At 70.9% G+C, this 24849-nt stretch carries 24 protein-coding genes; 16 read left to right on the forward strand and 8 right to left on the reverse strand.

Annotated features, from left to right (window positions below):
* Window positions 1–40 precede the first annotated feature (40 nt).
* The gene (locus tag QSK18_RS15775) at window positions 41–370 is read left to right on the forward strand and encodes a DUF2469 domain-containing protein (RefSeq protein WP_231445389.1); all 330 of its coding nucleotides are present in this window, start codon (window positions 41–43) and stop codon (window positions 368–370) included.
* A gap of 56 nt (window positions 371–426) precedes the next feature.
* Here QSK18_RS15775 and QSK18_RS15780 read toward each other — a convergent pair whose 3' ends face one another.
* From QSK18_RS15780 to QSK18_RS15795, 4 genes are read right to left on the reverse strand one after another with little or no spacing between them, the layout of a single operon-like run.
* Window positions 427–1155 (reverse strand): ABC-2 transporter permease, encoded by a 729-nt coding sequence (locus tag QSK18_RS15780; RefSeq protein ID WP_285619896.1) that lies wholly within the window; start codon window positions 1153–1155, stop codon window positions 427–429.
* Window positions 1152–2111: an ABC transporter ATP-binding protein gene (locus QSK18_RS15785; RefSeq protein ID WP_502894199.1), complete on the reverse strand. Its 960-nt coding sequence runs from the start codon at window positions 2109–2111 to the stop codon at window positions 1152–1154. The genes QSK18_RS15780 and QSK18_RS15785 overlap by 4 nt, the downstream gene beginning before the upstream one ends.
* A 2-nt stretch (window positions 2112–2113) precedes the next feature.
* The gene (locus QSK18_RS15790) at window positions 2114–3007 is read right to left on the reverse strand and encodes an ABC transporter permease (RefSeq protein ID WP_285619899.1); all 894 of its coding nucleotides are present in this window, start codon (window positions 3005–3007) and stop codon (window positions 2114–2116) included.
* A complete protein-coding gene (locus QSK18_RS15795) occupies window positions 2997–4091 on the reverse strand; it encodes an ABC transporter ATP-binding protein (RefSeq protein ID WP_352396565.1) in 1095 nt (364 codons plus the stop codon). The genes QSK18_RS15790 and QSK18_RS15795 overlap by 11 nt, the downstream gene beginning before the upstream one ends.
* A 229-nt stretch (window positions 4092–4320) precedes the next feature.
* Between QSK18_RS15795 and QSK18_RS15800 the strand changes: the two genes are divergently transcribed.
* The 3 genes from QSK18_RS15800 to dprA all read left to right on the forward strand — a co-directional run bounded on the left by QSK18_RS15800 (window position 4321) and on the right by dprA (window position 8138).
* Complete coding sequence (locus QSK18_RS15800) at window positions 4321–4680, forward strand: YraN family protein (protein WP_232813554.1); 360 nt, start codon at window positions 4321–4323, stop codon at window positions 4678–4680.
* Entirely contained in the window at window positions 4680–6308 is a 1629-nt protein-coding gene (locus QSK18_RS15805) for a YifB family Mg chelatase-like AAA ATPase (protein ID WP_285619904.1), read from the forward strand. Before QSK18_RS15800 ends, QSK18_RS15805 begins: the two co-directional genes overlap by 1 nt.
* 486 nt (window positions 6309–6794) lie before the next feature.
* The gene (dprA, locus tag QSK18_RS15810) at window positions 6795–8138 is read left to right on the forward strand and encodes a DNA-processing protein DprA (RefSeq protein WP_285619906.1); all 1344 of its coding nucleotides are present in this window, start codon (window positions 6795–6797) and stop codon (window positions 8136–8138) included.
* 105 nt (window positions 8139–8243) lie between these two features.
* Here dprA and hemC read toward each other — a convergent pair whose 3' ends face one another.
* Entirely contained in the window at window positions 8244–9230 is a 987-nt protein-coding gene (gene hemC, locus QSK18_RS15815) for a hydroxymethylbilane synthase (protein WP_285619908.1), read from the reverse strand.
* Window positions 9231–9331: 101 nt separating this feature from the next.
* Between hemC and QSK18_RS35950 the strand changes: the two genes are divergently transcribed.
* The 3 genes from QSK18_RS35950 to QSK18_RS15835 all read left to right on the forward strand — a co-directional run bounded on the left by QSK18_RS35950 (window position 9332) and on the right by QSK18_RS15835 (window position 11986).
* Complete coding sequence (locus tag QSK18_RS35950; protein ID WP_352396542.1) at window positions 9332–10393, forward strand: tyrosine recombinase XerC; 1062 nt, start codon at window positions 9332–9334, stop codon at window positions 10391–10393.
* A gap of 84 nt (window positions 10394–10477) precedes the next feature.
* Window positions 10478–11266: an RNA polymerase sigma factor WhiG gene (gene whiG / locus QSK18_RS15830; protein WP_332879930.1), complete on the forward strand. Its 789-nt coding sequence runs from the start codon at window positions 10478–10480 to the stop codon at window positions 11264–11266.
* Between the two features lie 174 nt (window positions 11267–11440).
* A complete protein-coding gene (locus QSK18_RS15835; RefSeq protein WP_232813549.1) occupies window positions 11441–11986 on the forward strand; it encodes a murein hydrolase activator EnvC family protein in 546 nt (181 codons plus the stop codon).
* Here the strand turns inward: QSK18_RS15835 and QSK18_RS15840 are convergent.
* Both QSK18_RS15840 and QSK18_RS15845 read right to left on the reverse strand, forming a co-directional pair.
* A complete protein-coding gene (locus QSK18_RS15840) occupies window positions 11932–13386 on the reverse strand; it encodes an acyltransferase family protein (RefSeq protein ID WP_285619912.1) in 1455 nt (484 codons plus the stop codon). The genes QSK18_RS15835 and QSK18_RS15840 overlap by 55 nt on opposite strands.
* A gap of 207 nt (window positions 13387–13593) precedes the next feature.
* Entirely contained in the window at window positions 13594–14193 is a 600-nt protein-coding gene (locus QSK18_RS15845) for a TetR/AcrR family transcriptional regulator (protein WP_232813547.1), read from the reverse strand.
* Window positions 14194–14252: 59 nt separating this feature from the next.
* Here QSK18_RS15845 and QSK18_RS15850 point away from each other — a divergent pair, with 59 nt between their 5' ends.
* The gene (locus tag QSK18_RS15850; protein WP_285619915.1) at window positions 14253–15302 is read left to right on the forward strand and encodes a zinc-binding alcohol dehydrogenase family protein; all 1050 of its coding nucleotides are present in this window, start codon (window positions 14253–14255) and stop codon (window positions 15300–15302) included.
* 14 nt (window positions 15303–15316) lie between these two features.
* Here QSK18_RS15850 and QSK18_RS15855 read toward each other — a convergent pair whose 3' ends face one another.
* Complete coding sequence (locus QSK18_RS15855; RefSeq protein ID WP_285619917.1) at window positions 15317–16507, reverse strand: pyridoxal phosphate-dependent aminotransferase; 1191 nt, start codon at window positions 16505–16507, stop codon at window positions 15317–15319.
* 41 nt (window positions 16508–16548) lie between these two features.
* Between QSK18_RS15855 and QSK18_RS15860 the strand changes: the two genes are divergently transcribed.
* The 8 genes from QSK18_RS15860 to QSK18_RS15895 all read left to right on the forward strand — a co-directional run bounded on the left by QSK18_RS15860 (window position 16549) and on the right by QSK18_RS15895 (window position 24837).
* A complete protein-coding gene (locus QSK18_RS15860; protein WP_232813544.1) occupies window positions 16549–16977 on the forward strand; it encodes a DUF6314 family protein in 429 nt (142 codons plus the stop codon).
* Window positions 16978–17278: 301 nt separating this feature from the next.
* Entirely contained in the window at window positions 17279–18235 is a 957-nt protein-coding gene (gene rpsB, locus QSK18_RS15865; RefSeq protein WP_232813543.1) for a 30S ribosomal protein S2, read from the forward strand.
* A 92-nt stretch (window positions 18236–18327) separates the two neighbouring features.
* Window positions 18328–19155: a translation elongation factor Ts gene (gene tsf, locus QSK18_RS15870; RefSeq protein ID WP_232813542.1), complete on the forward strand. Its 828-nt coding sequence runs from the start codon at window positions 18328–18330 to the stop codon at window positions 19153–19155.
* Between the two features lie 179 nt (window positions 19156–19334).
* Window positions 19335–20066: a UMP kinase gene (gene pyrH / locus QSK18_RS15875; RefSeq protein WP_232813541.1), complete on the forward strand. Its 732-nt coding sequence runs from the start codon at window positions 19335–19337 to the stop codon at window positions 20064–20066.
* A 103-nt stretch (window positions 20067–20169) separates the two neighbouring features.
* The gene (gene frr / locus QSK18_RS15880; RefSeq protein WP_232813540.1) at window positions 20170–20727 is read left to right on the forward strand and encodes a ribosome recycling factor; all 558 of its coding nucleotides are present in this window, start codon (window positions 20170–20172) and stop codon (window positions 20725–20727) included.
* A gap of 1241 nt (window positions 20728–21968) precedes the next feature.
* Entirely contained in the window at window positions 21969–22925 is a 957-nt protein-coding gene (locus tag QSK18_RS15885; protein ID WP_232813539.1) for a phosphatidate cytidylyltransferase, read from the forward strand.
* A gap of 16 nt (window positions 22926–22941) precedes the next feature.
* Window positions 22942–24135: a dual-specificity RNA methyltransferase RlmN gene (gene rlmN, locus QSK18_RS15890; RefSeq protein WP_285619926.1), complete on the forward strand. Its 1194-nt coding sequence runs from the start codon at window positions 22942–22944 to the stop codon at window positions 24133–24135.
* Window positions 24136–24279: 144 nt separating this feature from the next.
* Window positions 24280–24837 carry a DivIVA domain-containing protein gene (locus QSK18_RS15895; RefSeq protein WP_232813537.1) on the forward strand — a complete coding sequence of 186 codons (558 nt, stop codon included), beginning with the start codon at window positions 24280–24282 and terminating at the stop codon, window positions 24835–24837.
* The last annotated feature ends 12 nt before the right edge of the window (window positions 24838–24849 follow it).

The raw sequence follows: 24849 nt of genomic DNA on the forward strand, positions 1-24849 counted from the left end.
CGGCTCTCACTGCGCCTACCCGCCCCGGCGGGGAGGTGCGATGAGCGCCGAAGACCTGGAGAACTACGAGACCGAGATGGAGCTCCAGCTCTATCGCGAGTACCGCGACGTGGTCGGTCTCTTCAGTTACGTGGTCGAGACCGAGCGGCGCTTCTACCTGGCCAACCAGGTGGATCTGCAGGTGCGTTCGGCCGACGGAGAGGTCTACTTCGAGGTCTCGATGAGCGACGCGTGGGTCTGGGACGTGTACCGTCCGGCGCGTTTCGTCAAGGCGGTCAAGGTGGTCACGTTCAAGGACGTGAACGTGGAGGAACTCACCCCCAACGATCTGCAGCTGCCCAAGAACGGCGGCTTCGGCTCCGCGTCCTGAGCCGATGGGTGAGGTCGCTGCGGCAGCGGCCCGGCGACCTCACCCGGTCAGGTCGCTCACTCGTCTCCGCTGATCCGGATGCTGCGCAGCCGGTAGCCGGTGTAGGCCAGACCGCCGAACGTGACCACGCTCAGCAGGACGGCGGCGGTGCCCAGCCCGACGGCCGACTGGATGCCCAGCTCGGCAGCCCGGTCGCCGACCATCTTCTCGGCGATCGCCAGGGCCCACTGCTGGATGCTCAGGGCCTGGGCGCCGGGCACGTACCCGCCGATCGCCGCCTCCCAGACCAGGGCGTAGAGCAGCCCGATCACCACGGCGTTGCGGGTGACCACGGCCAGCAGCAGGAAGACGGTGACGTAGGCGATCCCGGCCAGCAGGGCTGCGGCCGCCGCGCCGACGGCCACGTTCGCCTCGCCACCGGCGACGACGAAACCCGCCACCAGGGTGGGCAGCACGCCGAAGAGCACGATCACGCCGATCGCGACGGCCCACTTGCTGACCGCGATCACGTACCGGTTCAGCGGTTTGGCCAGCAGGTAGACGATCGAGCCGTCGTCGATCTCGGGGCCGATCGCCCCGGTGCCGGCGATCAGGCAGAGCAGGGGGATCAGGAAGCCCAGCGAGAACGAGCCGAGCAGGTCGGCCGCGCTGGCGGCGGACTCGCCGCTGACCAGGCGCACCAGCACGGCCAGGGCGATCAGGACGGTGGGCAGGACGACGAGCAGGACGGCCCGGCGGCGGCCGACCAGGCTGTGCCAGGTGAGCCCGGCGACGGTGGCGTTCATCGGCTCACCAGGTAGGAGAAGACCTTCTCCAGCGACTCGTCGGCGGGTGTGACCTCGTACAACCGGATCCCTCGTTCCCGGGCGAAGACCGGCAGCCGGTGGGCGAACCGGTTGTAGTCGGTGGCCTGCACGTTCAGCACGACCGAGCCGGCCTGCTGCCCCAGCTCGACCCCGGAGGTGGAGCCGTCGGCGATCAGCGCGGCGGCCAGGGCCCGGTCGTCGCTGGAGCGGATCGTGTACTGGTGCGGGCGCTCGGTCATCAGCCGGCGGATCTCGCGGAAGTCGCCCGACGCGGCGTGCCGGCCGGCCACCATCACCTCGATCCCGGCGGCGATCTGCTCGACCTCCTCGAGGATGTGCGAGCTGAACAGCACCGCCCGGCCGTTGCGGCCGAGCTCGGCCATCAGGTCCATCAGCTGCAGCCGCTGGCGGGGGTCCATCCCGTTGAACGGCTCGTCCAGCAGCAGCACGTCGGGGTCGTGGACCAGCGCGGTGGCCATCTTGATGCGCTGCTTCATGCCCTTGGAGTAGCCGGCCACGTCACGCCCGGCCGCCGCCTCCATGTCGACCGTCTCGATCGCGCGGCGGGCGGCCGCCTTCGGGTCGGGCAGGCGGTGCAGCCGGGCGTTCGCCAGCACGAAGTCCCAGCCCGAGATGCCCTCGTACATCGCCTCGCGCTCGGGTACGAGACCGATCCGGCGGTAGATGTTCTCGTTGTGCCAGGTGGACTCGCCGTCGATGGTCACCGAGCCCGACGACGGCGGCAGGAAACCGCTCATCAGGTGGATCAGGGTGGACTTGCCCGCCCCGTTGGGACCGAGCAGACCGGTGACCCCCGGACCGATCGTCATGGTCACGTCGTTCACCGCGACCACGTTGCCGAACCAGCGGCTGACCTGTTCCAGCTTCATCACCACCGGCCCGCCCTCGGTGCGGGGGCGGTAGGGCAGGGTCATGCTCATGACGCCGAGACCTTCCGGTAGCGGGCGAGCAGCAGGGCGTAGGAGCCGGCGATCACCGCGACGGTGACCAGGGTGAAGATCAGCCCGCCGAGGTTGCCGGGCGGCGGCTCGGGGTAGGAAGACTGCGCGTCCACCATCCAGACCAGCACCCCCTCGACCAGCGAGACCGGGTTGATCAGGGCGAAGTAGGCGGACAGGTGGGGGTGGTCGTTCTCGTAGGCCAGGGCCGAGAGCACCCCGCTGACCAGGGTGAGCAGCAGCAGCACGGTGATCACCGCGGCCACCCCGAAGCCCCGCCGCGGGGTGATCGAGGCGATCAGCAGGCCGATCCCGGCCAGCACCAGGCTGAGCAGGAACGACCCGAGCAGCCCGGCGGCCCAGCCCTTCGCGTTGGGCCAGAACTCCATCTCGGCCAGCAGCGCCCCGATGAACAGGGCGGTCTGCGGCAGGGCGACGAGGATGAACAGGGCCGTGCTCATCGCGCCGTACTTGGCCAGGACGTAGTGATTACGGGTCAGCGGCCGGGACAGGTACAGCGGCATGGTGCGGAATCGCAGGTCGCGCGAGACCGTGGCCGGTGACTGGGCGGCCAGGAAGATCGTGATCGCCGAGCTGAGCGCGAAGATGTAGCCGACGTAGTCGAGGGGGAGCTCGTCCATCCCGGTGACCCCGGCCACCACGGCGATGATGACGGCCGGGGCGGTCATCACGACCAGCAGCAGGAACGGCATGATCTTGGACTTGGTGGAGCGGCCGAGACCGTAGCAGCCGCGCAGGCTGTCCACGTACAACGAGCGGATCAGGTAGCCGCGGCCGAGCCGGGGACCCTCGTAGTGCCGGAAACCGATGTCGTGGATGACACCGGTACCGGCTCCGGAATCACTGCTCATGCTCACCGCTCCTCGGCCCGTCGGTCTGCGGCTGGTCGGGGTTCACGGTTCGCAGGCCCGCCTCGCCCGAAGACCGGCCCGCACCGGCCTGATTCGCGTTCCGCCCGGCGGCGGCCCACTGCTGCTGCAACGCGGCCGCCGCGGCCTGCCCGGGATCGGCCGGCGCGCCCGAGGTCAGAGCCGGGTCGAGACTCGGGTCGGCGCGGAAGATCTCGGCCATGCGGTGCCGGCGGCGTTCCATCCGGTGCAGGCCCACACCGAGCTGGACCACCACGTCGAGCACCCGGTCGTAGGTGGACTCGTCGGCCAGCTCGATCTCCAGCTGCCGCCCGGCCGGGTGCACCACCAGGCCCGCGGCCTGCAGGGCCCGGCCCACCTCGTCCATCCGCTCGTCGACCTCGACCGCCAGGACCCGGCTGGCCGAGGTCACGTCGGCGGTGGTGGTGGAGCGCAGGAGGCGCCCGCCGTCGACCACCACGATGTGGTCGCAGATCTGCTCGAGCTCGCCGAGCAGGTGCGAGGTGACCAGCATGGGGATGCCGAACTCGGTGCCGATCCGGCGCATCAGCGCGAGCATCTGGTCGCGCCCGGCCGGGTCGAGCCCGTTGGTCGGCTCGTCCAGCAGCAGCATGCCCGGGTCGTGCACCAGGGCCTGGGCCAGCTTGACCCGCTGCTTCATGCCGGTCGAGTAGCCGCCCATCGAGCGGTACCGCTCCTCGTAGAGGCCGACGTGGCGCAGGGTGTCGGCGGTGCGCTCGCGCGCCGCGGTCAGCGGCAGCCCGGACATCCGGGCCATGTGCAGCACGAACTCGGTGGCCGACATGTCGGCGGGAAGGCAGTCGTGCTCGGGCATGTAGCCCACACGTTGCCGGATGGCGGGCCCGTCGGTGGCGACGTCGAGATCCAGCACGCGGGCGTTGCCGGCGGTGGCGGGCAGCAGCCCGAGCAGGATCTTGATCATCGTGGACTTGCCCGCGCCGTTGGCGCCGACCAGACCGACGACACCCGGCTCGATGGCGAAGGTCAGCCCGTCGAGCGCGGTGACAGCGCCGTAGCGCTTCGTGAGGTTCTCGACCGAGATCATCATGACCCGGCCGACTCTAGTGCTGTCCCCCGACAATTCACGCCCCTCCAACGTCCTGTTCCGGGAAATCATCCCCCGGTCGGACACCGCTACGTCCCCGGATGCATGCAGGGGTGCACCGTCCGGTTTTCCACAGACCGGCACGACCGGTGGTTTGTCCACAGGCGCCGTCGCCGGGGATGACCGGAGCGGCCCGCCCTCCGCAGGCTTTCGTGCGGAGGTGGTGGGGATGCATCTGGCGAAGGCCGAACTCGGCCGGTACGGGGAAGATCTGGCGGCCGCGCACCTGGAGGCCACGGGCTGCCGGATCCTGGCCCGCAACTGGCGGTGCCGGCTCGGCGAGATCGACCTGGTCGCGCTCGAGGGCGAGTGCCTGGTGGTGTGCGAGGTGAAGACCCGGCAGACGGTCACGGCCGGAAGCCCGCTCGAGGCGGTGACGGCGCTCAAGGCCGGCCGGCTGCGGCGGCTGGCCGGGGCCTGGCTGTCCACGCAGTCGCGCTTCTACCCGGAGGTGCGCATCGACGTGGTGGGCATCGTCCGCCCGGCCGCCGGCCCGGCCCGGCTGGTGCACCTGAAGGCGGTGGCCTGATGGCGCTGGGCCGGGCCCTGTCGGTGTCGATCGTGGGGCTGACCGGGCACGTGGTCGACGTCGAGGCCGACATCGCCCTCGGTCTGCCCGCTTTCACCCTGGTCGGCCTGCCCGACGCCTCGCTGGCCGAGTCCCGCGACCGGGTACGGGCGGCCTGCTCCAACTCCGGTCACCCTCTACCGCAGAGGCGGATCACCGTGAACCTCTCCCCGGCCGCCCTGCCCAAGGCCGGCAGCGGCTTCGACCTGGCCATCGCGGTGGCCCTGCTCACCGCTCAGTCGGTGCTACGCTCGCCGCTGGTCCAGCGCTACGTGCACGTCGGCGAACTCGGGCTCAACGGCCGGGTGCGCCCGGTGCGCGGGGTGCTGCCCGCCACCCTGGCCGCGGTCCGGGGCGGATACCCGGACGTGGTGGTCCCGGCCGCGAACGAGGCCGAGGCACGGCTGGTGCCCGGCGCCCGGGTGTACCCGATGGCCACGCTGGCCGACCTGATCCGGCTGCACGGCGGTCGGCCCGGCGAGATCAGGCCAGAACCGGAACAGCCGGCGCTGATCCGGGATCCACGTTCCGCCTCGGCCCGGCCGGAACGGTCGGCCGGTCCGGGAGACGTGCTAGTGCGGCCGCAGAACCTGGCCGACGTGCGCACCGCGGCACCGCCCGGCCCCGAGCCCGATCTGGCCGATGTGGTGGGGCAGAAGCAGGCTCGCTACGCGATCGAGCTCGCCGCCGCGGGCGGGCACCACTTGTTGATGATGGGCCCGCCCGGCACCGGGAAGACACTGCTGGCCTCGCGACTGCCCGGGTTGCTGCCTGATCTGGACGACGATGCGGCGGTCGAGGTGACGGCGGTTCACTCGGTGGCGGGCACCTTGGACGCGGCCACCGGGCTGATCCGGCGCCCGCCGTTCCAGAATCCGCACCACACCTGCACGGTCGTCTCGATGGTGGGCGGCGGCAGCGGCCTGCCCCATCCGGGCGCCGCCTCGCTGGCTCACCGAGGCATCCTCTTCCTGGACGAAGCCGGCGAGTTCGGCAGCCAGGTGCTGGATTCGCTGCGCCAGCCGCTCGAGCACGGCGATCTGGTCATCCACCGGGCCAACGGCACCGCCCGTTTCCCCGCGCGCTTCCTGCTCGTCCTGGCCAGCAATCCGTGCCCGTGCGGCTTCGCCAGCGGCAAGGGCCTGAACTGCGTCTGCGCACCGAATGCCCGCCGCCGCTACCTTTCCCGGCTCTCCGGGCCGCTGCTCGACCGGGTCGACCTGCAGGTGGACGTCCTGCCCGTGTCCAGGGCAGACATGGCAGCGAAGGAACCGGCGGAGAGTTCGGCCACGGTGGCTCAGCGCGTGCGGCAGGCGCGGGCGGTCGCGGCTGAACGGCTCGCCGGTACGTCGTGGAGCAGCAACGGCGAAGTGTCCGGCAGCTATCTGCGAGGAACGCTCAGGCTGCCCACCGCGGTCACCCAGGACGTGGACCGGGCCCTCGACGACGGGCAGCTCTCGATCCGTGGGCACGACCGGGTGCTCCGGGTCGCCTGGACGATCTCCGACCTGGCCGGAAGGCAACAGCCCGACCGAGACGACGTGTCCCGCGCCCTGATGCTGCGCCGGCGTGGACAGGTGACGGCATGACCACGCGAGATTCGTTCGAGGGGAACGAATCCGGAACTGGTCTGGTGGTCGGAGCGCGGAGAGCAGCCGAGGTTTCCGGACGCCTGGAACGGTAGAGGTGGCTGAGGCAGCGGGAGTGACGGTGATGGCCGGGACTGGGGAATTGGCCGTGGGGGCCGGAACAGGGGAGGTAGTCGGGGTGGCCGGAGTAGAGGGAGCAAACAAAGTATTTAGGCGGCTGGAGCTGCCGAGGTGGCCAGGACGGCGGGAGCAGGGGTGACCGCGGCCGGGGGAGTAGCCGTGGGGGTCGGAACAGAGGAAGCAGCCAAGGCGGCGGGAGCAGCGGGAGCAGACAAGGTGGCTGGAGCTGACGAGATGGCCGGAGCAGTGGGGGCAGCCGAAGTGTTGGGGGCGGCTGGCGCCACCGAGATGGCTAAGGCAGTCGGCGCGGCCGAGGTAGCCGGAGCATGTGGGACAGCCAATGTGTCTGGGGCTGGAGCTGACGAGATGGCCGGAGCAGTGGGAGCAGCCGAGGTGTTCGAGGCGGCCGGAGCTGAGGAGGTAGCCAAGGAGGCGGAAGCAGCTGACGTGCTGGGAGCGGCTGGGGCGGTCGAGGCGGTCGAGTTACAGCCGTCCGGAGCCGATCTGACGGGTGAGCTCTCACCGGCACTGCCCACTCTTGCGGCCGGAGACGAAGGCCCTCCTGGTTCGGTCCTTTTCGGTGGTCCGGACGACTCCGGCGACGAGGCGGAAAGGCTGGCCCGCGTGGCCTGGAGCCGCCTGGTCGAGCCCGCCGACGCCCGGGCCGGTGAACTAGTGGCGCGGCTCGGAGCCGTCGCGGCGCTGGCCGAGGCCCGGGCCGGGCTGCACGGCGAGCGGTACGTGAACAAGCTGGCCGGCCTCGATCCGGCCCAGGATCTGCGCAACCTGCTCCGGATCGGCGGGCGCCTGGTGGTCCCGTCCGACCCGGAATGGCCCGAGGGCCTGAACCGGCTCGAGGTCGAGATGCCCTTCTGTCTGTACGTGCTCGGCCCTCTTCACCTCGCCCGGGCCGGGGCCCGGGCCGTCTCGATCGTCGGGGCCCGGGCGGCCACCGGCTACGGCGAGCACATGGCCTCCGAGCTGGCCGTCGGCTGCGCCGAGCGGGGGATGACGGTGATCTCGGGAGCGGCGCTGGGCATCGACGCGGCCGCTCACCGGGGCGCGCTCGCGGTCGGGGGCCCGACCGTCGCGGTGCTGGCCGGTGGCCTGGACCGGGCCTATCCGCCGAGCAACGAACTGCTCATCAAGGAGGTCGGCCGGCACGGGGCGGTGATCAGCGAGGTGCCGATCGGCTCGGCGCCCACGCGGTGGCGCTTCATCCTGCGCAACCGCATCATCGCAGCTCTCGGGCAGGCCACCTGCGTGGTCGAGGCGGGCAGTCGGTCGGGCACGATGGGCACGGCCGAGTGGGCCGACCGGCTCAGCCGTCCGGTCGGAGCGGTGCCCGGGCCGGTCACGTCACCGTCGTCGTACGGGGCACACCGGTTGCTGCGTAAGGGGGCTGTCTGCATCACCTCGGCCGCGGAGCTCTGCGAACTGGCTGGACCCATCGGAGAATTCGCCGATGAGCAGGAGAGCCCTGTCTCGGCCGACTTCACCGGCCTCGAACCGCGTGACCTGCGGGTGCTGGACGCGCTGCCGCTACGAGCAGCGCTCGCCCTTGCCGCCCTGGGGGCGGCCGTGGAGCAGGACGAGGGCTCACTTCTGGCCTCATTGGCCCGGCTGGAGCTGCGGGGCCTGGCCGAGCCCGCCGGTCCGGGCGCCGAGCAGTGGCGCCGAGCCCGAGGAGGTGGGCCGGGAAAGGAATAGCGCAGCTCGGCTAGGGCGTCGGGGCAACGGTGGTGAAACTGCTTGGCGCGCGGGCGCCGTCCGTGTCGTGGCTGGGATTCGTGGGCAGGAGGACGAGGGCCGGCGCTATGTCATGGGCGGTGTCAGCAGCGCCGACGCCTCGATCAGCTCGTGGGCTCCCTGGCGCAGCAGGGTGGTCGCGACCGAGGCGCCCAGCAGCACCGGGTCGCAGGCGCTGTCGGTCTCCTCGGCCTCGATCACGGTCTTCCCGTCGAGCGAGAACACCATGGCCCGCAGGGTCAGGGAGCCGTCCGGCCGGGAGGTTGCGAAACCCGCGATCGGGCTGTTGCAGTGGCCCTGGAGCACCTGCAGCATCATCCGCTCGGCCGTGGTCTGGAGTCCGGTGCCGGGGTCGGCCAGGCGGTCGGCCAGTGCGATCGTGGCAGCGTCGTGATCCCGGCACTGCAGGCCCAGCACTCCGGCCCCGACCGCGGGGAACATCGTTTCCACGTCGAGAATCTCGGTGGCTCTGGCGGTCTGGCCGATCCGCTCCAGACCGGAGTAGGCCAGCATCAGAGCGTCAGACTCGTCCGCATCCAGTTTGGCCAGACGGCGGTTGGCGTTGCCGCGGATCGGCACGGTTTCCAGATGCGGGTAGTGGCGGGCCAGCTGAGCGATCCGGCGCACGGCGGAGGTGCCGATGCGGGTTCCTGGCGGCAACTCCTCCAGCTTCAGGCCGCCGGGGTGGATCAGGGCGTCCCGGATGTCGTCGCGCTCCAGGTAACCGGCGAACCTGGTGCCGGCCGGCACTGGCCGGTCCCCGGGCACGTCCTTCATGCAGTGCACCGCCAGATCCACCGTGCCGGAGAGCAGGAGCTGGTCGACCTCCCTGGTGAACGCGCCCTTGCCGCCGAGCGCCGACAAGGCTCCGGGCCAGCGGTCTCCACTGGTGGTGACCGGAACGACGTCGACCCGCAGGCCGGGCACCAGGGCGGTGAGCGCGGCCCGCACCCGCTCCGCCTGGGCCAGCGCCATCGGCGAGGAGCGCGTACCGATCCGGATCGCCCGCCCGGCCGGGGCTTGGTCACAAGGAGGCTGGGGCGGTCGGCTCATCCTCCGCACCATAGGGCGGGAAGCAGGGCGGTGGGCGGCTGGTCTACGGCGCGCCGGGCTTCGTGCTTGAGCCGTGCCCGGGTAGAGGAGACTGTGGGCAGATGTCCGAGCAGCCCCCCGGTCGATCACCCGACCCGGCCAGCCACCCCCGTGAGCGAGTCGGAGACGGTTCGGGGCCCACCGACGTCCACAATTGTGAGAAGCACCCCCAGGACGAGCTGCTGGTCGAGGAGTTCGCCCGCCATCTTTCGGCCGAGCGCAATCTCTCCGAGCACACCGTCCGGGCCTACGCGGGCGACGCCGCCGAGCTGCTGCGACACGCCCGGAACGTCGCCGGCGGGCCAACCTCGCTCGAGGGCCTGCTCACCTTGCCGGTCCTGCGCTCCTGGCTGGCCGAGCTGGCCGGATCCGGCCAGGCCCGGGCCAGTCTGGCCCGCCGCGCCGCGAGTGCCCGGGCCCTCACCCGTTGGCTCCTGCGTACCGAACGGCTGACCACCGATCCGGGGGCCCGTCTTCAGGCCCCCAAACGCGGACGCCGGCTGCCCGGGGTGCTGCGTCAGGACCAGGCCCGGGGAGCTCTGGCCGAAGCGGCCGCGGTGGTCGAGAACGGCGTGGCCGAAGACGCTGCCGAAGGCTTCAGGATCGAGCCCGGCGATCCGATCCTCGTCCGCGACCTCGCCCTGCTGGAGCTTCTTTACGCGACCGGCGTCCGAGTGGGTGAACTCTGTTCGCTGGACGTCGACGACATCGACCGCGAGCGGCGCACGATCCGGGTCCTGGGCAAGGGCGGCAAGGAGCGGGTGGTCCCGTACGGCCTACCCGCCGCCCAGGCCCTGAACGCCTGGCTGGATCGGGCCAGGCCCACGCTGACCAGCGAAAACAGCGATTCGGCGGCATTTTTGGGAAAGCGCGGAGGTCGGGTCAACCAGCGTCAAGTCCGGCAGGTGGTGCATCAGGCCCTCGAACGGGTGAATGACGCGCCCTCGCTTGGCCCGCACGGGTTACGGCACAGCGCGGCGACGCATCTTCTGGACGGCGGCGCGGACCTTCGTAGCGTTCAGGAACTGCTTGGTCACGCTACGCTCACGACTACGCAGCTCTACACACATGTGTCGGTGGACCGGCTGCGCGCCAGCTACCGTCAGGCCCACCCCAGGGCCTGAGTTCGACGAAGCTGCCTGACCGGATGACTAGGCGCTGAGCAGGGGAGGACCCGGGTGACTGCCGACAGCGACGCTCTCGTAGACGTGACCGCGGAGGACGCCGTCGCGGCCAACGAGGCCGCCTTGCGGGCGCTATGGGAGAAGTTCAAGGCCACGGCCGACCAGACGACCCGTGAACGCCTGATCCTCCACTACTCGCCGCTGGTCAAGTACGTGGCCGGCCGGGTGGGCGTGGGCCTGCCGCCCAACATCGAGCAGGCCGACCTGGTCTCCTACGGGATCTTCGGGCTGATCGACGCGATCGAGAAGTTCGACATCGACCGCGCCATCAAGTTCGAGACCTACGCCATCTCCCGCATCCGCGGGGCGATCATCGACGAGCTGCGGGCGATCGACTGGATCCCCCGCTCGGTGCGCTACAAGGCCCGTGAGGTGGAGCGGGCCTACGCCGCGCTGGAGGGCGAACTGCACCGCACGCCGACCGAGCCCGAGGTGGCCGAGCGGCTGGGGATGACGCTGGAGGAACTGCACGCGGTCTTCTCCCAGGTCTCCTACGTGAACGTGGTGGCCCTGGACGAACTGCTCACCGTGGGCGGGGAGAAGGGGGACAAGCTCTCCCTGGTCGACACCCTCGAGGACACCAAGGCCGAGGACCCGGTGGCCGCCTTCGAGAGCGAGGAGACCAAGTTCATGCTCTCCCGGGCGATCAACCAGTTGCCCGAGCGGGAGAAGATCGTGGTCACCCTCTACTACTACGAGGGGCTCACGCTGGCCGAGATCGGCCGGGTGCTCGGCGTGACCGAGTCCCGCATCTGCCAGATGCACACCAAGGCCGTGCTGCAGTTGCGCGGAAAGCTCTCCGAGGTCAGTTAGAGCCAGACGCTCCGGGGCGGCGCATCGGTGATCCGGTGCGCCGCCGGGCGTTTTGGCACCGGTTGACGGTGCCGGCCCGGGCCAGTTCGTCCACAGACCCACACGAACGGCTGTTTGTCCACAGGTGGCCGTTCCCGCCCTATGGGCTGGGCTCGGTGGCGGCACTCTGGACCAGTGACCACGACCTTCGCCTTGATTCTGGTTGCGGCCCTGCACTTTGGCGGGGCCGCCGGGCCGCAGCTGCGCTGGCAGTGGCCGCTGCGGCCCGAGCCCGCGGTCGCCCGGGGGTTCGCGGTGGGGCCACAGCCGTGGTCTCCCGGGCATCGCGGGGTCGACCTGAATGGGAGTGCGAATGCGGCCGTGCTCGCCCCGGCCTCCGGCACGATCAGCTTCGCCGGGGTGGTGGCCGGTACGCCGGTGGTCAGCATCGATCACGGTGACGGTCTGGTGAGCAGCTTCGAGCCAGTACGGGTGCGGGTGCATCGCGGACAGCCTGTGCAGGCGGGCGAGGTGCTGGGTGATCTGCTGGCGGCCGGCCCGGGTAGCCATTGTCTGCCTCACGTATGTCTGCACTGGGGTGTTCGGCGAGATGGGGCCTACGTAGACCCGCTGACGATGCTCGGCCTCGAAGCCGGCCCGGCCGTGCTGCTTCCGCTCGGCGCGGGCTACCCGGCGCTCGCCCGGGATCCGGCGCGAGGTCTGGTCTGGTGGCCAGGCTGAACCGGAACGCCGGGACGAAGCAGGCCGCGGGCCTGATCAGCGCCTTGGTCTCCGGGCTGCTCGCGGGTGTCGGCGGCCCGACCAATGGCCCGGCGGGCGGTCTGGCCAATGGCCCGGTGGGCGCTCTGACCAGCGGTCTGGTGGGCGGTTTGACCAGCGGCGCGGCGAGCGGTCTGGGCATCGGCTCGGTCGGAGGCGTGGGCGGTGGCGTGGGCGGTGGCGTGGGCGGTGGCGTGGGCGGGGGCGTGGGCGGTGGCGTGGGCGGTGGCACGGTTGCGGGCCTGTCGGCGGGTCTGGGCTGGTACCGGAGGGACGGCGAGCCGGTCCGGCTGAGGGCCGGCCGCGCTGGGCAGGCTCGGCACCGAGGCCGGCATGGGCTCCGAGTCCGGCAGGAGGACGACCGGGCGCCGGAACAGCCTGATCAGAGGTTCTTCCAGCAGGCGGTAGGCGATCAGCGCGCTCACGATCACCACGGTCATCGAAAAAACCAGCGCAGCAGCGTGAACCCAGGGATCAGCAGGCAGCCGCACCAGCACGGTCCGGCCCACGGCGGAAAGGACGAGCACGTGCCACAGATACAGCGAGTACGACGCGTCCCCAAGTTTCTGCAGCCACGCCGGGGCGGTCAGCCGCCAGCGGCCCTCCAGTCCGACCACGCCGTACACCGTCACCGCAAGGCACAGCCCGACCGGCAGCGCGCGGTACCAGGTGCCGGGAAAGTCGCCCAGCCCCAACGCCGTTGCCGTGCCCACGAGCCCGGCCGTGGTGCACAGCAGCGGCGCGACGAACTTCTTCCGCACCACCAGCGCTCCCACCGCGGCGCCGAAGAGGAATTCAAGGACGATCGGGGCGCCGATGGTGCCCAGCCAGGGGTTCCTCGATCCGGCGAAGGCCGCCGCCAGGGCCAGGGTGAGCACGCCCCAGGCGGCCAGAGCGGGCAGGCGTCCGGCGCGCGGCAGCAGCAGCACCAGCGCGAACACCAGGTAGAAGTACATCTCGAAGGTCAGGGTCCAGCCCACCATCAGCAACGGCAGGCCGGACTGGGGGAGCAGGAGCAGCGAAGCCAGCACGTCCGGCGGGTTCTCGGCCGAGGAGTTCACCGCACCGGGACTGACCAGGAACAGGGCGAGCACCGGCAGGGTGGCCACCCAGTAGATCGGGTAGATCCGCACCACCCGCCGTCTGAGGAATTCCCGGGCCGAGGCGGGGCCGGGTACCCGGTGCTGCGTGGTCACCACCATGATCAGCCCGCTGATCACGAAGAACAGGTCCACTCCGGCCTGCCCCGGGCCGTGCGTGAACGCGAGCCAGTCGTAACCCCCGGCCAGCCAGCGCGACTCGAAACCGTCCGGACCGCCCAGATGGGCCAGAACGACTGCAACCGCCGCGATCCCACGCAACGCCTGAATATTGCCCAGCACCATTTTTCGCCCCCCGGCCGACGTGACCAAGCTAGGGCGTGGGGCTCTGCCCGCGCAGGCGTTCGGACCCAGACACTCCGGCGAAAGCCGCACGACCGGGCCGCCGCCCGCTCCCCGGAAAAGCCGGTGGCCCTACTGGGCCAAGGGTGTCTTACACCCTCGGTACCCACCGACGAAGCGGCAGCTCTAACCCTGGTGGTCGGTCTGGACTCCCCGCACCAGCACCGTGACCGCATCGTTCAGCAGCGCCCCGCCGTGCTCGGGCGTGATCCGGCGCGACGTCACCAGCGCGCCCGTGCCCTGCAGGGCCATCATCAAAAGCATTCCCAGCCGCTGCATCTCGCCCTCCGGAAAGGCCTCGGCGGCGATGCCCGCACGCAGGATCCCGTTCAGGGTCGCGAACAGGCCCTCGGCGGCCTCGAGCACCGCTTCGGAGGGGCGGTCCATCTTCGCCGCAAACATAAGCTCGTGCAGCGCTGCGTCGTTCTGCGCGAAGGCCAGGTAGGCGGCACCGGCTGCCCGCAGCGCGGCGAACCAGTCGTCCGGCCGGCTGGAGGCGGCCCGGTCCAGGTCTTCCGAAAGACGGGTGAAGCCCCGCACGGCGAGCGCATCGATGAGGGCGTTGCGGTCGACGAAGTGGCTACGGGGGGCGCCGTGGCTGACCCCGGCCTCGCGGGCCAGTTCGCGCAGGGAGAGGGCGTCCAGACCACGTTCGCGCAGCACGGTCTCGGCGTGCTCGAGCAGCACTGCGCGCAGGTTGCCGTGGTGGAACGGGCGACGAGGCATAGGCCGATCCTACGAATCTAGACATTGACTAGTTACTAGGCGGTGCCTAGTTTAGGAGCGTGGACAGTGAGAACACAGCGCTCTGGCTCCCCGCGCGGGGCAAGAAGTTCGAGGTCGGCCCGGCGCCGGTGCCCGAGCCCGGTGACGAGGAGGTGGTGGTCCGGGTGCGTGCCGTGGCCGTGAACTTCCTCGACACGCTGCCCGGCTACGCCTACCGGTTCGTCCTTCCCTGGGTGCGCTTTCCCATGGTCATCGGCACCGACGTTGCGGGCGAGGTCGTCGCCGTAGGGCGGAACGTGAGCCGGCTGAGTGTGGGCGAGCGTGTGCTCGGGCATGCGGTCGGTGTGGAGAAGTCCCGCAACCGCCCGGCCGAAGGGGCATTTCAGCACCTGGTGGTGCTGATGCAGCACCTGGTCGCGCCGATCCCGGGCGCCCTGGCGTTCGAGCAGGCCGCCGTCCTCCCGCTCGCGCTCTCGACCGCGGCGACCGGGCTGTTCCAGTCGGACCACCTGGGCCTGCCCCTGCCCACGTCCGTTCCCACCGAGAAGAACTCCACCGTCCTGGTCTGGGGCGCCTCCACCAGCGTCGGTATCAACGCCGTGCAACTGGCTCGTAGCGCCGGCTACCGCGTCGTCGCCACCGCGTCGCCGCGCAATCACGACTGGGTGCGTTCGGTGGGCGCGGCCGAGGTGGTCGACTACCGCAGCAAGACCGTCGCGGCCGAGCTCCTCCAGGCCATCGGCGGTCAACCGCTCGCGGGCACCGTCGCGATCGGGTCAGGCTCGCTGCCACCCGCCGTCGAGGTGGCCCGGCGGGCCAAGGGCACCCGGAAAGTGGCGTCGGCCCACCCCGACCCGGTCACCAGGCTGCGAGCATGGCGCGCCCGCCGGAAGAACGTGCAGGTGAGCGCGATCTGGGGCGCCTCCCTGAAGGACAACGAGGTGGGCCCGGCGATCTACACCTCGTTCCTGCCCCAGGCCCTGGCCTCGAACGCCTACCGAGCCGAACCCAGAGCCACCGTGGTCGGACACGGCCTCACCGACGTCCCCAATGCCCTTGAGCTTCTCCGCGAAGGAGTCTCGGGGGAGAAGCTGGTGGTCACCATCTGAAGCCGGCCACCTGGTCAGGGGCGCATGGCCGCCAGCCGGGAGGCGGCCTCGGCGATCACCTCGGGCCGCTTGCAGCAGGCGAAGCGCACCAGCGAGCTGGGCTGCGACGGGTCCTCGGCGAAGGCCTGCACCGGCACGCCCACCACTCCGGCCAGCCGAGGCAGGTCGTTGCACAGGGCAGCACCGTCCGCATAGCCCAGCGGGGCGGCGTCGGCGATCACGAAATACGTTCCGTCGCTGGGGCGTACCCCGAATCCGGCGGCTTTGAGCCCATCGGTGAGCAGCGCGCTGCGCTGGGCCAGATCGGTGCCGATGGCCCGGATCTGCTCGTCGGGCAGGGCCAGGCCGGTGGCCACGGCGGGCTGGAACGGGCTGCCGTTCACGTAGGTCAGGAACTGCTTCACCGCCGTCACCGCATCGACGATCTCCGGCCGGGCGTGCAGCCAGCCGATCTTCCAGCCGGTCACCGAGAACGTCTTGCCCGCCGACGAGATCGTCACCGTGCGCGCGGCCATGCCCGGCAGGGTGGCGATCGGCACGTGCGGGTGCCCACCGAAGGTCAGGTGCTCGTAGACCTCGTCGGCGATCACGATCAGGTCGCGTTCCTGGGCGATCCGGGCGATCAGCTCCAGTTCCGCCCGGTCCAGCACCCGGCCGGTGGGGTTGTGCGGGGTGTTCAGCAGGATCAGCCGGGTCCGGTCGGTGACTGCGGCGGTCAGCCGGTCGGCCTGCAGGCGGTACTCGGGCCACTCCAGGCGCACCGTCCGGCGGACCGCTCCGGCCATCTCGATCGCGGCCGAGTAGGAGTCGTAGATCGGCTCCAGCACCACCACCTCGTCGCCCGGCGAGGTCAGCGCGATGATGCTCGCGGTCAGCGCCTCGGTCGCGCCCGCGGTGACCAGCACCTCGGTGTCCGGGTCCACGTCCAGGCCGTACCAGCGCTGCTGGTGCTCGGCGATCGCGCGGCGCAGGGGAGCGATGCCCCGGCCGGGCGGGTACTGGTTGGCGCCACCGCGGATCGCGGCCACGGCGGCCTCGAGCACCGCGGCCGGGCCGTCGGTGTCCGGGAAGCCCTGACCCAGGTTGATCGAGTCGGTGCGGGTGGCCAGTTCGCTCATCCGGGCGAAGATCGTGGGGGCGGGGACCCCGCTGGGGTCGAGCAGTCCCGCCGCCTGGGCGACCCTGCGCCACGTGCCGTCAACCATGGCGGAACAATAGGCCAGGGCAAATAGGTCGGGAGGAAACGGTGGACGTCGCTGAGCGGGTCTTCGGGATGCTCGCCGGGAGCTGGCGGCTGAGCCGGGCGATCGAGCCCGGGCTGGGCACCGCCACCGGCACCGCCACCTTCACCCCGGCCGGCCCCGGGCGGATGGACTACCGCGAGGACGTCGAACTGCGTCTGGCCAACGGGCACGTGGGCGAGGCCTACCGGGAGTACGGCTACGTGCTCGAGGACGGCCGGATCCGGGTGCTGCTGGCCGACGGCACCACCATGCACCTGCTGGCCTTCGGTGAGCAGGCCGGGCAGTGGAGCGCCGACGACGTGCACGACTGCCGGGCCGACCAGTACCGCGGCTCGTACCGGATGGCGCCGGACGGTGAGCTGACCGTGGACATGAAGGTCGACGGCCCGGCCAAGGACTACCGCATCGTCACCCGGTACCGCCGGGCCTGATTGGCCGGGAATGCCCGGGCCCCCGCCGCGGTTACCCTGGCCGACGTCCTCCCGCACCTCTGAGTGCAGGTAGACTTCCCCTGCGACCGGCGCGCGCCGGTCGACTTCGCGTGTCCGCATGCGGTCCGCCTCACCGGCGGTGCGGCGCCTCACTCGGTCCTGATCCCGACGGTCCTGAATCACCCGGACCGGCGGTGGGGTCTCGGGGCGTCGCGGGCACCAGGCACGACATCGCCCGATGTCGTGGGACAACCGAGAGAACCGCGCCCACCCACTGGTGGTGCGCCCAAGGAGACTGACCATGGCCGTCGTCACGATGCGCCAGCTGCTCGGCAGCGGTGTGCACTTCGGGCACCAGACCCGTCGCTGGAACCCGAAGATGAAGCGCTTCATCCTCACCGAGCGCAACGGCATCTACATCATCGACCTGCAGCAGTCGCTGTCGTTCATCGACAACGCCTACGACTTCGTCAAGGAGACCGTCGCCCACGGCGGCAGCATCCTTTTCGTCGGCACCAAGAAGCAGGCCCAGGAGCCGATCGCCGAGCAGGCCACGCGCGTCGGCATGCCCTACGTCAACCAGCGCTGGCTGGGCGGCATGCTCACCAACTTCCAGACCGTGCACAAGCGGCTCCAGCGCCTCAAGGAGCTCGAGGTCATCGACTTCGACGACGTGTCGAAGAGCGGCATGACCAAGAAGGAACTGCTGGTCCTGCGTCGCGAGAAGGACAAGCTGGAGCGCACCCTCGGCGGTATCCGTGACATGGCCCGCGTGCCGAGCGCGGTCTGGATCGTGGACACCAAGAAGGAGCACCTGGCCGTCGACGAGGCCCGCAAGCTCGGGATCCCGATCGTCGCCATCCTGGACACGAACTGTGACCCGGACGAGGTCGACTACAAGATCCCGGGCAACGACGACGCGATCCGCTCGGTCACGCTGCTGACCCGCGTGGTGGCCGACGCCGTGGCCGACGGCCTGATGAGCCGTCACGGTGGTGGCCAGAACACCGCCGCCGCGAGCACCGAGGCCACCACCACCGCCGCGGCCGCCGAGCCGCTGCCGGAGTGGGAGCGCGAGCTGCTGGCCGGCCAGGCCGAGAGCGCGCCGGTCGTCGAGGGCGCCGCTGCCGAGGGCACCGCTGCCGAGACCTCCGCCGCCGAGGCCACCGAGGCCGCTCCGGCTGCTGAGGCCACCCCGGCTGCCGAGGCCACCGAGGCCGAGGCGAAGCCGGCGGCCACCGAGGCTGCCTCCAACTGATCCGGGCGGTGGGCGCCGGCCGGTGATCCCGGCCGGCGCCCGCTCTCCGAAGACATCTGACGACCTCCTCATCGACAACAGGAGTCATCGCAATGGCGAACTACACCGCCGCCGACGTCAAGAAGCTGCGTGAGCAGACCGGCGCCGGAATGCTGGACTGCAAGAACGCTCTGGTGGAGAGCGACGGCTCGTACGAGAAGGCCGTCGAGTACCTCCGCGTCAAGGGCCAGAAGGGCGTGGCCAAGCGGGAGTCCCGCACCGCGTCCCAGGGCGCCGTGGCGGCCTACACCGAGCCCGGGGTCGGCGTGATCGTCGAGCTCGACTGCGAGACGGACTTCGTCTCCAAGGGCGACAAGTTCAAGGCCCTGCTGCAGCAGGTGCTGGACCAGGCCGTCGCGGTCAAGGCCGCCGACGTGGACAGCCTGCTCAAGAGCGAGCTGCCCGACGGTCGCACCGTGCAGGCCCTGATCGACGACGGCAACGCCTCGATCGGCGAGAAGATCGAGCTGCGCGGCGTCGCCCGTCTCGAGGCCCCGGCCGTCGCCTCCTACCTGCACCGCACCAGCCCCGACCTGCCGCCGCAGGTGGGCGTGCTGTTCGGCGCCAGCGCCGAGGGCGACGTGGTGCGCGACGTGGCGATGCACATCGCCGCGCTGCCGCCGCTGTACCTCAACCGCGACGAGGTCCCGGCCGACGTGGTGGAGAACGAGCGCCGCATCGCCGAGGCCACCGCGCGTGAGGAGGGCAAGCCCGAGGGCGCCCTGCCGAAGATCGTGGAGGGTCGCGTCAGCGGCTACTTCAAGGAGAACGCGCTCGTCGAGCAGAAGTTCGCCAAGGACCAGAGCAAGACCGTCCAGAAGGTCCTGGACGAGGCCGGCGTCACCGCCGTCGGTTTCGTGCGGTTCCGGGTGGGCGTCTGATCCACACCGGCTGCTGATCGACTACAGCCGGTAGTACCACCCGGGATCTCCTCGCACGCGCGAGTGGGCCTCCGGTGACCAGCCGGTGAGAGGCGGACCAGCCTCTCACCGGCTTTTTTCTGGCCAGAGGCCAGATGCGGCAGACTGCCCCAATACATGGAACCTGGAGGTACGGCTGAATGTCAGAGTCCCCGATCACCGGCTCGTCCAAGCGGCGGGTGCTGCTGAAGCTCTCCGGTGAGGTGTTCGGCGCCGGTCAGCTCGGTGTCGACCCGATCGTGGTCAGCCAGCTGGCGGCGCAGATCGCCGGCGTGTCCAAAGAGGGCATCGAGATCGCCATCGTCATCGGTGGCGGCAACTTCCTGCGCGGCGCCGAGCTGTCGCTGGGCGGTATGGACCGGGGCCGGGCCGACTACATGGGCATGCTCGGGACCGTGCTGAACTGCCTTGCGCTGCAGGACTTCCTGGAGAAGCAGGGGATCGACACCCGGGTCCAGACGGCGATCACCATGGGGCAGGTGGCCGAGCCGTACATCCCGCGCAAGGCGATCCGGCACCTGGAGAAGGGCCGTGTGGTCATCTTCGGCGCCGGGCTCGGCGCACCGTACTTCTCCACCGACACCGCGGCCGCCCAGCGGGCCCTGGAGATCAAGGCCCACGCGGTGCTGATGAGCAAGAACGGGGTGGACGGCGTGTACACCGCCGACCCCCGCAAGGACCCGAGTGCGCGCAAGCTCGACGAGGTCAGCTACGCGGACGCACTGACCCAGCAGCTGAAGGTGGTCGACGCGACGGCCTTCAGCCTGTGCATGGACAACAAGCTGCCCATGGTGGTCTTCGGCATGGAGGGCGAAGGCAACGTCGCCGCCGCGGTCCGGGGTGAGAGAATCGGGACGCTCGTCACCTCCTGATCCGGGACGGGCAGTTCCGGTTCTCCCCGGCGAGCTTGACGGCGCACACGCCGCGCACGACGGTTGGTTCAGCCTGTAAGCAGGTAGCGATGAAGGAGCGACAGTGATCGACGAGACCCTCCTCGAGGCCGAGGAGAAGATGGACAAGGCGGTCGAGGTCGCCAAGGAGGACTTCGGCCAGATCCGGACCGGCCGGGCCAACCCCGGCATGTTCAGCAAGATCACGGTCGAGTACTACGGCGCGCCGACCCCGCTGCAGCAGCTCGCCTCCTTCACCGTTCCCGAGGCCCGGCAGATCCTGATCCAGCCGTACGACGCCAGCGGGCTCGCCGACATCGAGAAGGCGCTGCGGGCCTCGAACCTCGGGGTCAACCCGAGCAACGACGGCAAGGTCATCCGGGTGGTGCTCCCAGTGCTGACCGAGGAGCGCCGCAAGGAGTACATCAAGCTGGCCCGGGCCAAGGCCGAGGACGCCCGGATCACCGTGCGCAACCTGCGCCGCAAGGCCAAGGAGACGCTGGACCGCGCGGTCAAGGACGGCGAGATCGGCGAGGACGAGGGCGCCCGCGCGGAGAAGGAGCTGGAGCAGTCGACCAAGTCCCACGTGGACTCGATCGACGAGCTGCTCCGGCACAAGGAGACCGAGCTGCTCGAGGTATGAGCATGGCCGGAGGTTCTGGTCCGTCCGACTCCCCGTCCCGCCGGGGGCGCCGGGCCGCGCGTGATTCCGCGCCCGGCGATTCCTGGCCGGACGGCACGGAAGAGGAGAACACCTGGGGGGCCGACGGCCCGCCGACAGGTGAGGAACAGAGCTCCGGTGGAGCATTCGGTGCGGCCCGTCGTCAGCGGCCGGGCCTCGGCGGCGGCCGGTTCGGCCGAGACGCACGGGACGCCCGGGGTACCGGCCCGATGGGTCGCGGGCGTCCGGCCGAAGAACCGATTGAAGACGCTGGTCGCGCCGGCCGCGGTTTCGGCCGGAACCGGGGTAACGGCATCCGGACGAACGGGCCGTCCACCTCGTCGTTCGACCAGGTGCTGAACCGGTCGGGCGGAGAGCAGGGTGACGAGGACGGCCGGGGAGGCGCACCCCAGCGGGGTACGTCGCATCCAGGGCTGCCGCAGCGGCACACGCAGTCGGGCGGTATCCCGGTGGTGAACCCCTACCGCAGCGCGCCCAGCAACCCTTCCGGCAATGCACTGGGCAACTCGCGAGCAGATGGCACCCCCGCGCGGGGGTACGCCCGCCCGCAGACCCAGGCTGACGGGCCGCGCGCAGACGGGCGTCCTGGTGCGGCGCCGCGGGACGAAGACCCGCGTGGGCGTGGATTCGGACGCACAGGAACACCGCCTCAGGGTGAGCGTTCCCGGGCCGGCGCTGCGCCGTGGGACGAGGCAGACCCGCGCCCTGGTACCCCGGCAAGGGGTTTCGGGCGTACGGGAACCCCGCCTCGGGAAGAGCGGTCTCGGGCAGAGGCTGCGCCCTGGGATGAGCCGGGCCCGCGCTCGGGTACCCCGGCGCGCGGATACGGACGTACGGGAATGCCGCCTCAGGGTGAGCGTTCTCGGGCCGATGCTGCGCCGTGGGACGAACCGAACCCTCGCTCGGGCACCCCGGCCCGGGGCTTCGGACACACCGGAATGCCGCCTCGGGACGAGCGTTCCCGGGCCGGCGCTGCGCCGTGGGACGAGGCAGACCCGCGCCCTGGTACCCCCGCAAGAGGCTTCGAACGTACTGGGACGCCGCCTCAGGGCGAGCGTTCCCGGGCCGATGCTGCGCCATGGGACGAGCAGTACCCGGGGGAGCCCCAGCGTGCAGCCGGCACTCCGCCCGAGGGCCAGGGGCGCCGCTCCCGATCCGGACGCCGGGGCGAGACCCCGCGCGGAGGGGTCGGCGCTTCACCGATGAACGAGGCCTACCCCAGCCGCGACGAGGACTTCGACGACCACGAGGAGCGCACCCGCCCGGTGCGCCAGCGGCGGGCCGTCGCGGCCCTGCGCAACATGGAGCACCCGCCCGAGCCCGATGCGACCATCGTGGCCGTGGCGGCGAAGGATCACGGCCGGGCCGGGCGCAACCTCCCGGCCGCGATCGGCGTCGGTCTGGGCCTGGCCGTGCTGGCCCTGCTCTCGCTGTTCACCCGGCCCGAGGCCTTCGTCGCGCTGGCCTCGTTCGTGGTCGTCCTGGCGGTCTGGGAGCTGTCCGGCGCCCTGGCCGCCAAGCAGATCGTCGTGCCGGTCATCCCGGTGGCCGTCGGCTCGCTCGGCATGCTGGTCTCGGCCTACGTCGCCGGTCCGGAGGGGCTGCTGGTCAGCTACATGCTCACCGGCTTCGGCATCCTGCTGTGGCGGATCGTGGAGGGTCTCGAAGGGGCCCTCCGCGACGTCACCTCGGGCCTGTTCGTGGCCGCCTACGTGCCCCTGCTGGCCGGGTTCGCCATCCTCATGCTGGCCGCCGACCAGGGCCCGGAGCGGGTGGTCACCTTCATCGTGGTCACCTGCGCCAGCGACATCGGCGGCTACATCGCCGGTGTGCTCTTCGGCAAGCACCCGATGGCCCCCAAGGTCAGCCCGAAGAAGTCCTGGGAAGGGTTCGCCGGGTCGCTGGCCGCCTGCCTGGCCGCGGGCACCGCGTGCGTGCTGTTCCTGCTCGAGGGCCCGGCCTGGGTGGGCCTGGCGATCGGCGCCTGCGCCGTGCTCACCGCCACCATGGGCGACCTGTCCGAGTCGCTGCTCAAGCGCGACCTCGGGATCAAGGACATGGGCAACCTGCTGCCCGGCCACGGCGGAATCATGGACCGGATGGACTCGTTGCTCCCCACGGCCCCGGTGGTCTACCTCCTCCTGCACTTCCTGCTCTAGACGACGAAAGCCAACAATGAGCCCCGAACCCCTCCCCGAACCGAAGCCGACCGCCCCCGCGCCGGGCAAGCTGCTCATGGTCGCGCCCCGCCGGGGCAAGCCGCCCCGCCACCTGGCCGACATGACGCTCGCCGAGCGCATGGAGGCGGTCAAGGAACTGGGTGAGAAGCCGTTCCGGGGCCGGCAGCTCTCGGTGCACTACTTCGAGCGTCTGGCCGACCTCACCCCCGAAGAGCTCACCGACCTGCCCTCGGCCTCCCGCCGGCGCCTGCTCGACGCACTGGCACCGCCGCTCATCTCCTCGGTGCGCGAACTGGTCTGCGACGACGGCGCCACGATCAAGACGGTCTGGCGGCTGTTCGACGGCGCCCTGGTCGAGAGCGTGCTGATGCGCTACCCCGACCGCGCCACGGTCTGCATCTCCAGCCAGGCCGGCTGCGGGATGAACTGCCCGTTCTGCGCCACCGGGCAGGCCGGGCTCACCCGCAACCTGTCCACCGCCGAGATCGTCGAGCAGGTGCGTACGGCCGCTCGCCACATGCGCACCGCGGCCCCGCTGAAGAAGGCCACCCAGGGGGCCCCGCTGGGCGAAGAGGCGGAGAGCACCGGCGCCGGCCGGGTCACCAACGTCGTCTTCATGGGCATGGGTGAGGCGCTGGCCAACTACAAGGCCGCCGTCGGCGCGATCCGCCGGCTCACCGACCCGGCTCCCGAGGGCCTGGGCATGTCCGCGCGGGGCATCACGATGTCCACCGTCGGCCTGGTCCCGGCCATCGACAAGCTGGCCCAGGAGGGCATCCCGGTCACGCTGGCCCTCAGCCTGCACGCGCCGGACGACGAGCTGCGCGACGAGCTGGTGCCGATCAACACGCGCTGGAAGGTCGGCGAGACGCTCGACGCCGCCCGCCGCTACTTCGACGCCACCGGCCGCCGGGTCAGCATCGAGTACGCCCTGATCAAGGACATCAACGACCACGAGTGGCGGGCCGACCTGCTGGGCAAGGAACTGAACCGGCGGGGCCGGGGCTGGGTGCACGTCAACCCGATCCCGCTGAACCCCACCCCCGGGTCGAAGTGGACGGCCAGCACCCACCGCGCGCAGAACGCGTTCGTGAACGCTCTGCGCGAGCGCGGGGTGCCCACCACGGTCCGCGACACCCGCGGGCAGGAGATCGACGGGGCCTGCGGTCAGCTCGCGGCCACGGTCTGACCTCCGGGTGACTGCGCCGGACGAGTGCACAGGCGTCCCGGTGAGTAACGGCATCATCACAACTGGTTCCCGGCCGCAAATTTCACGTGTCCTCATCCGCGACCGGGCCACACGGACCGACCCCAAGAGTGCAGAATGGCGGATGTGAGCGAGACCTTTCCGCGGGCAGGCCGCATGTCCAAGGGTTACGACGTCGACCAGGTCGAGTCGTTCCTCGGCCGGGCCCGGGCTGCGTACGAGGAGAACGGGCGTGGGCCCGCGATGACGTCGTGGCACGTCCGTACGGTCGGCTTCGACCTGGTGCGCGGCGGGTACGACGTGGACGCGGTCGACGCGGCACTCGACCGGATCGAGGATGCCTTCGCCCGTCGCGAGAAGCAGCGCGGCGAGGAGCGCAGCGGCAGCCAGGCCTGGCAGACCCAGCTGCGCACCCAGGAGCAGTCGCTGCGGGCCCAGCTGGCCCGGCCCGACGGGGAGCGGTTCCCGCGGGGTAGCGGCATGGAGCTCACCTACGACATCGACGCGGTCGACGACCTGTGCATCCGCATCGAGGAGTCGTTCGCGATGGGCCAGCCGCTGCCGCCCGACGCGGTGCGCCTGGCGGTGTTCAAGAGCCGGCGCGGCTCCCGGGGGTACCGCGAGGCCTCGGTCGACGCGTTCCTCGACCGCGTGGTTGAGCTCCTGGTCGTCCAGACCGTCTAGAACCACAAACTG

Origin of the sequence: Kineosporia sp. NBRC 101677, assembly GCF_030269265.1 — a bacterium.
Lineage (GTDB): Bacteria > Actinomycetota > Actinomycetes > Actinomycetales > Kineosporiaceae > Kineosporia > Kineosporia rhizophila.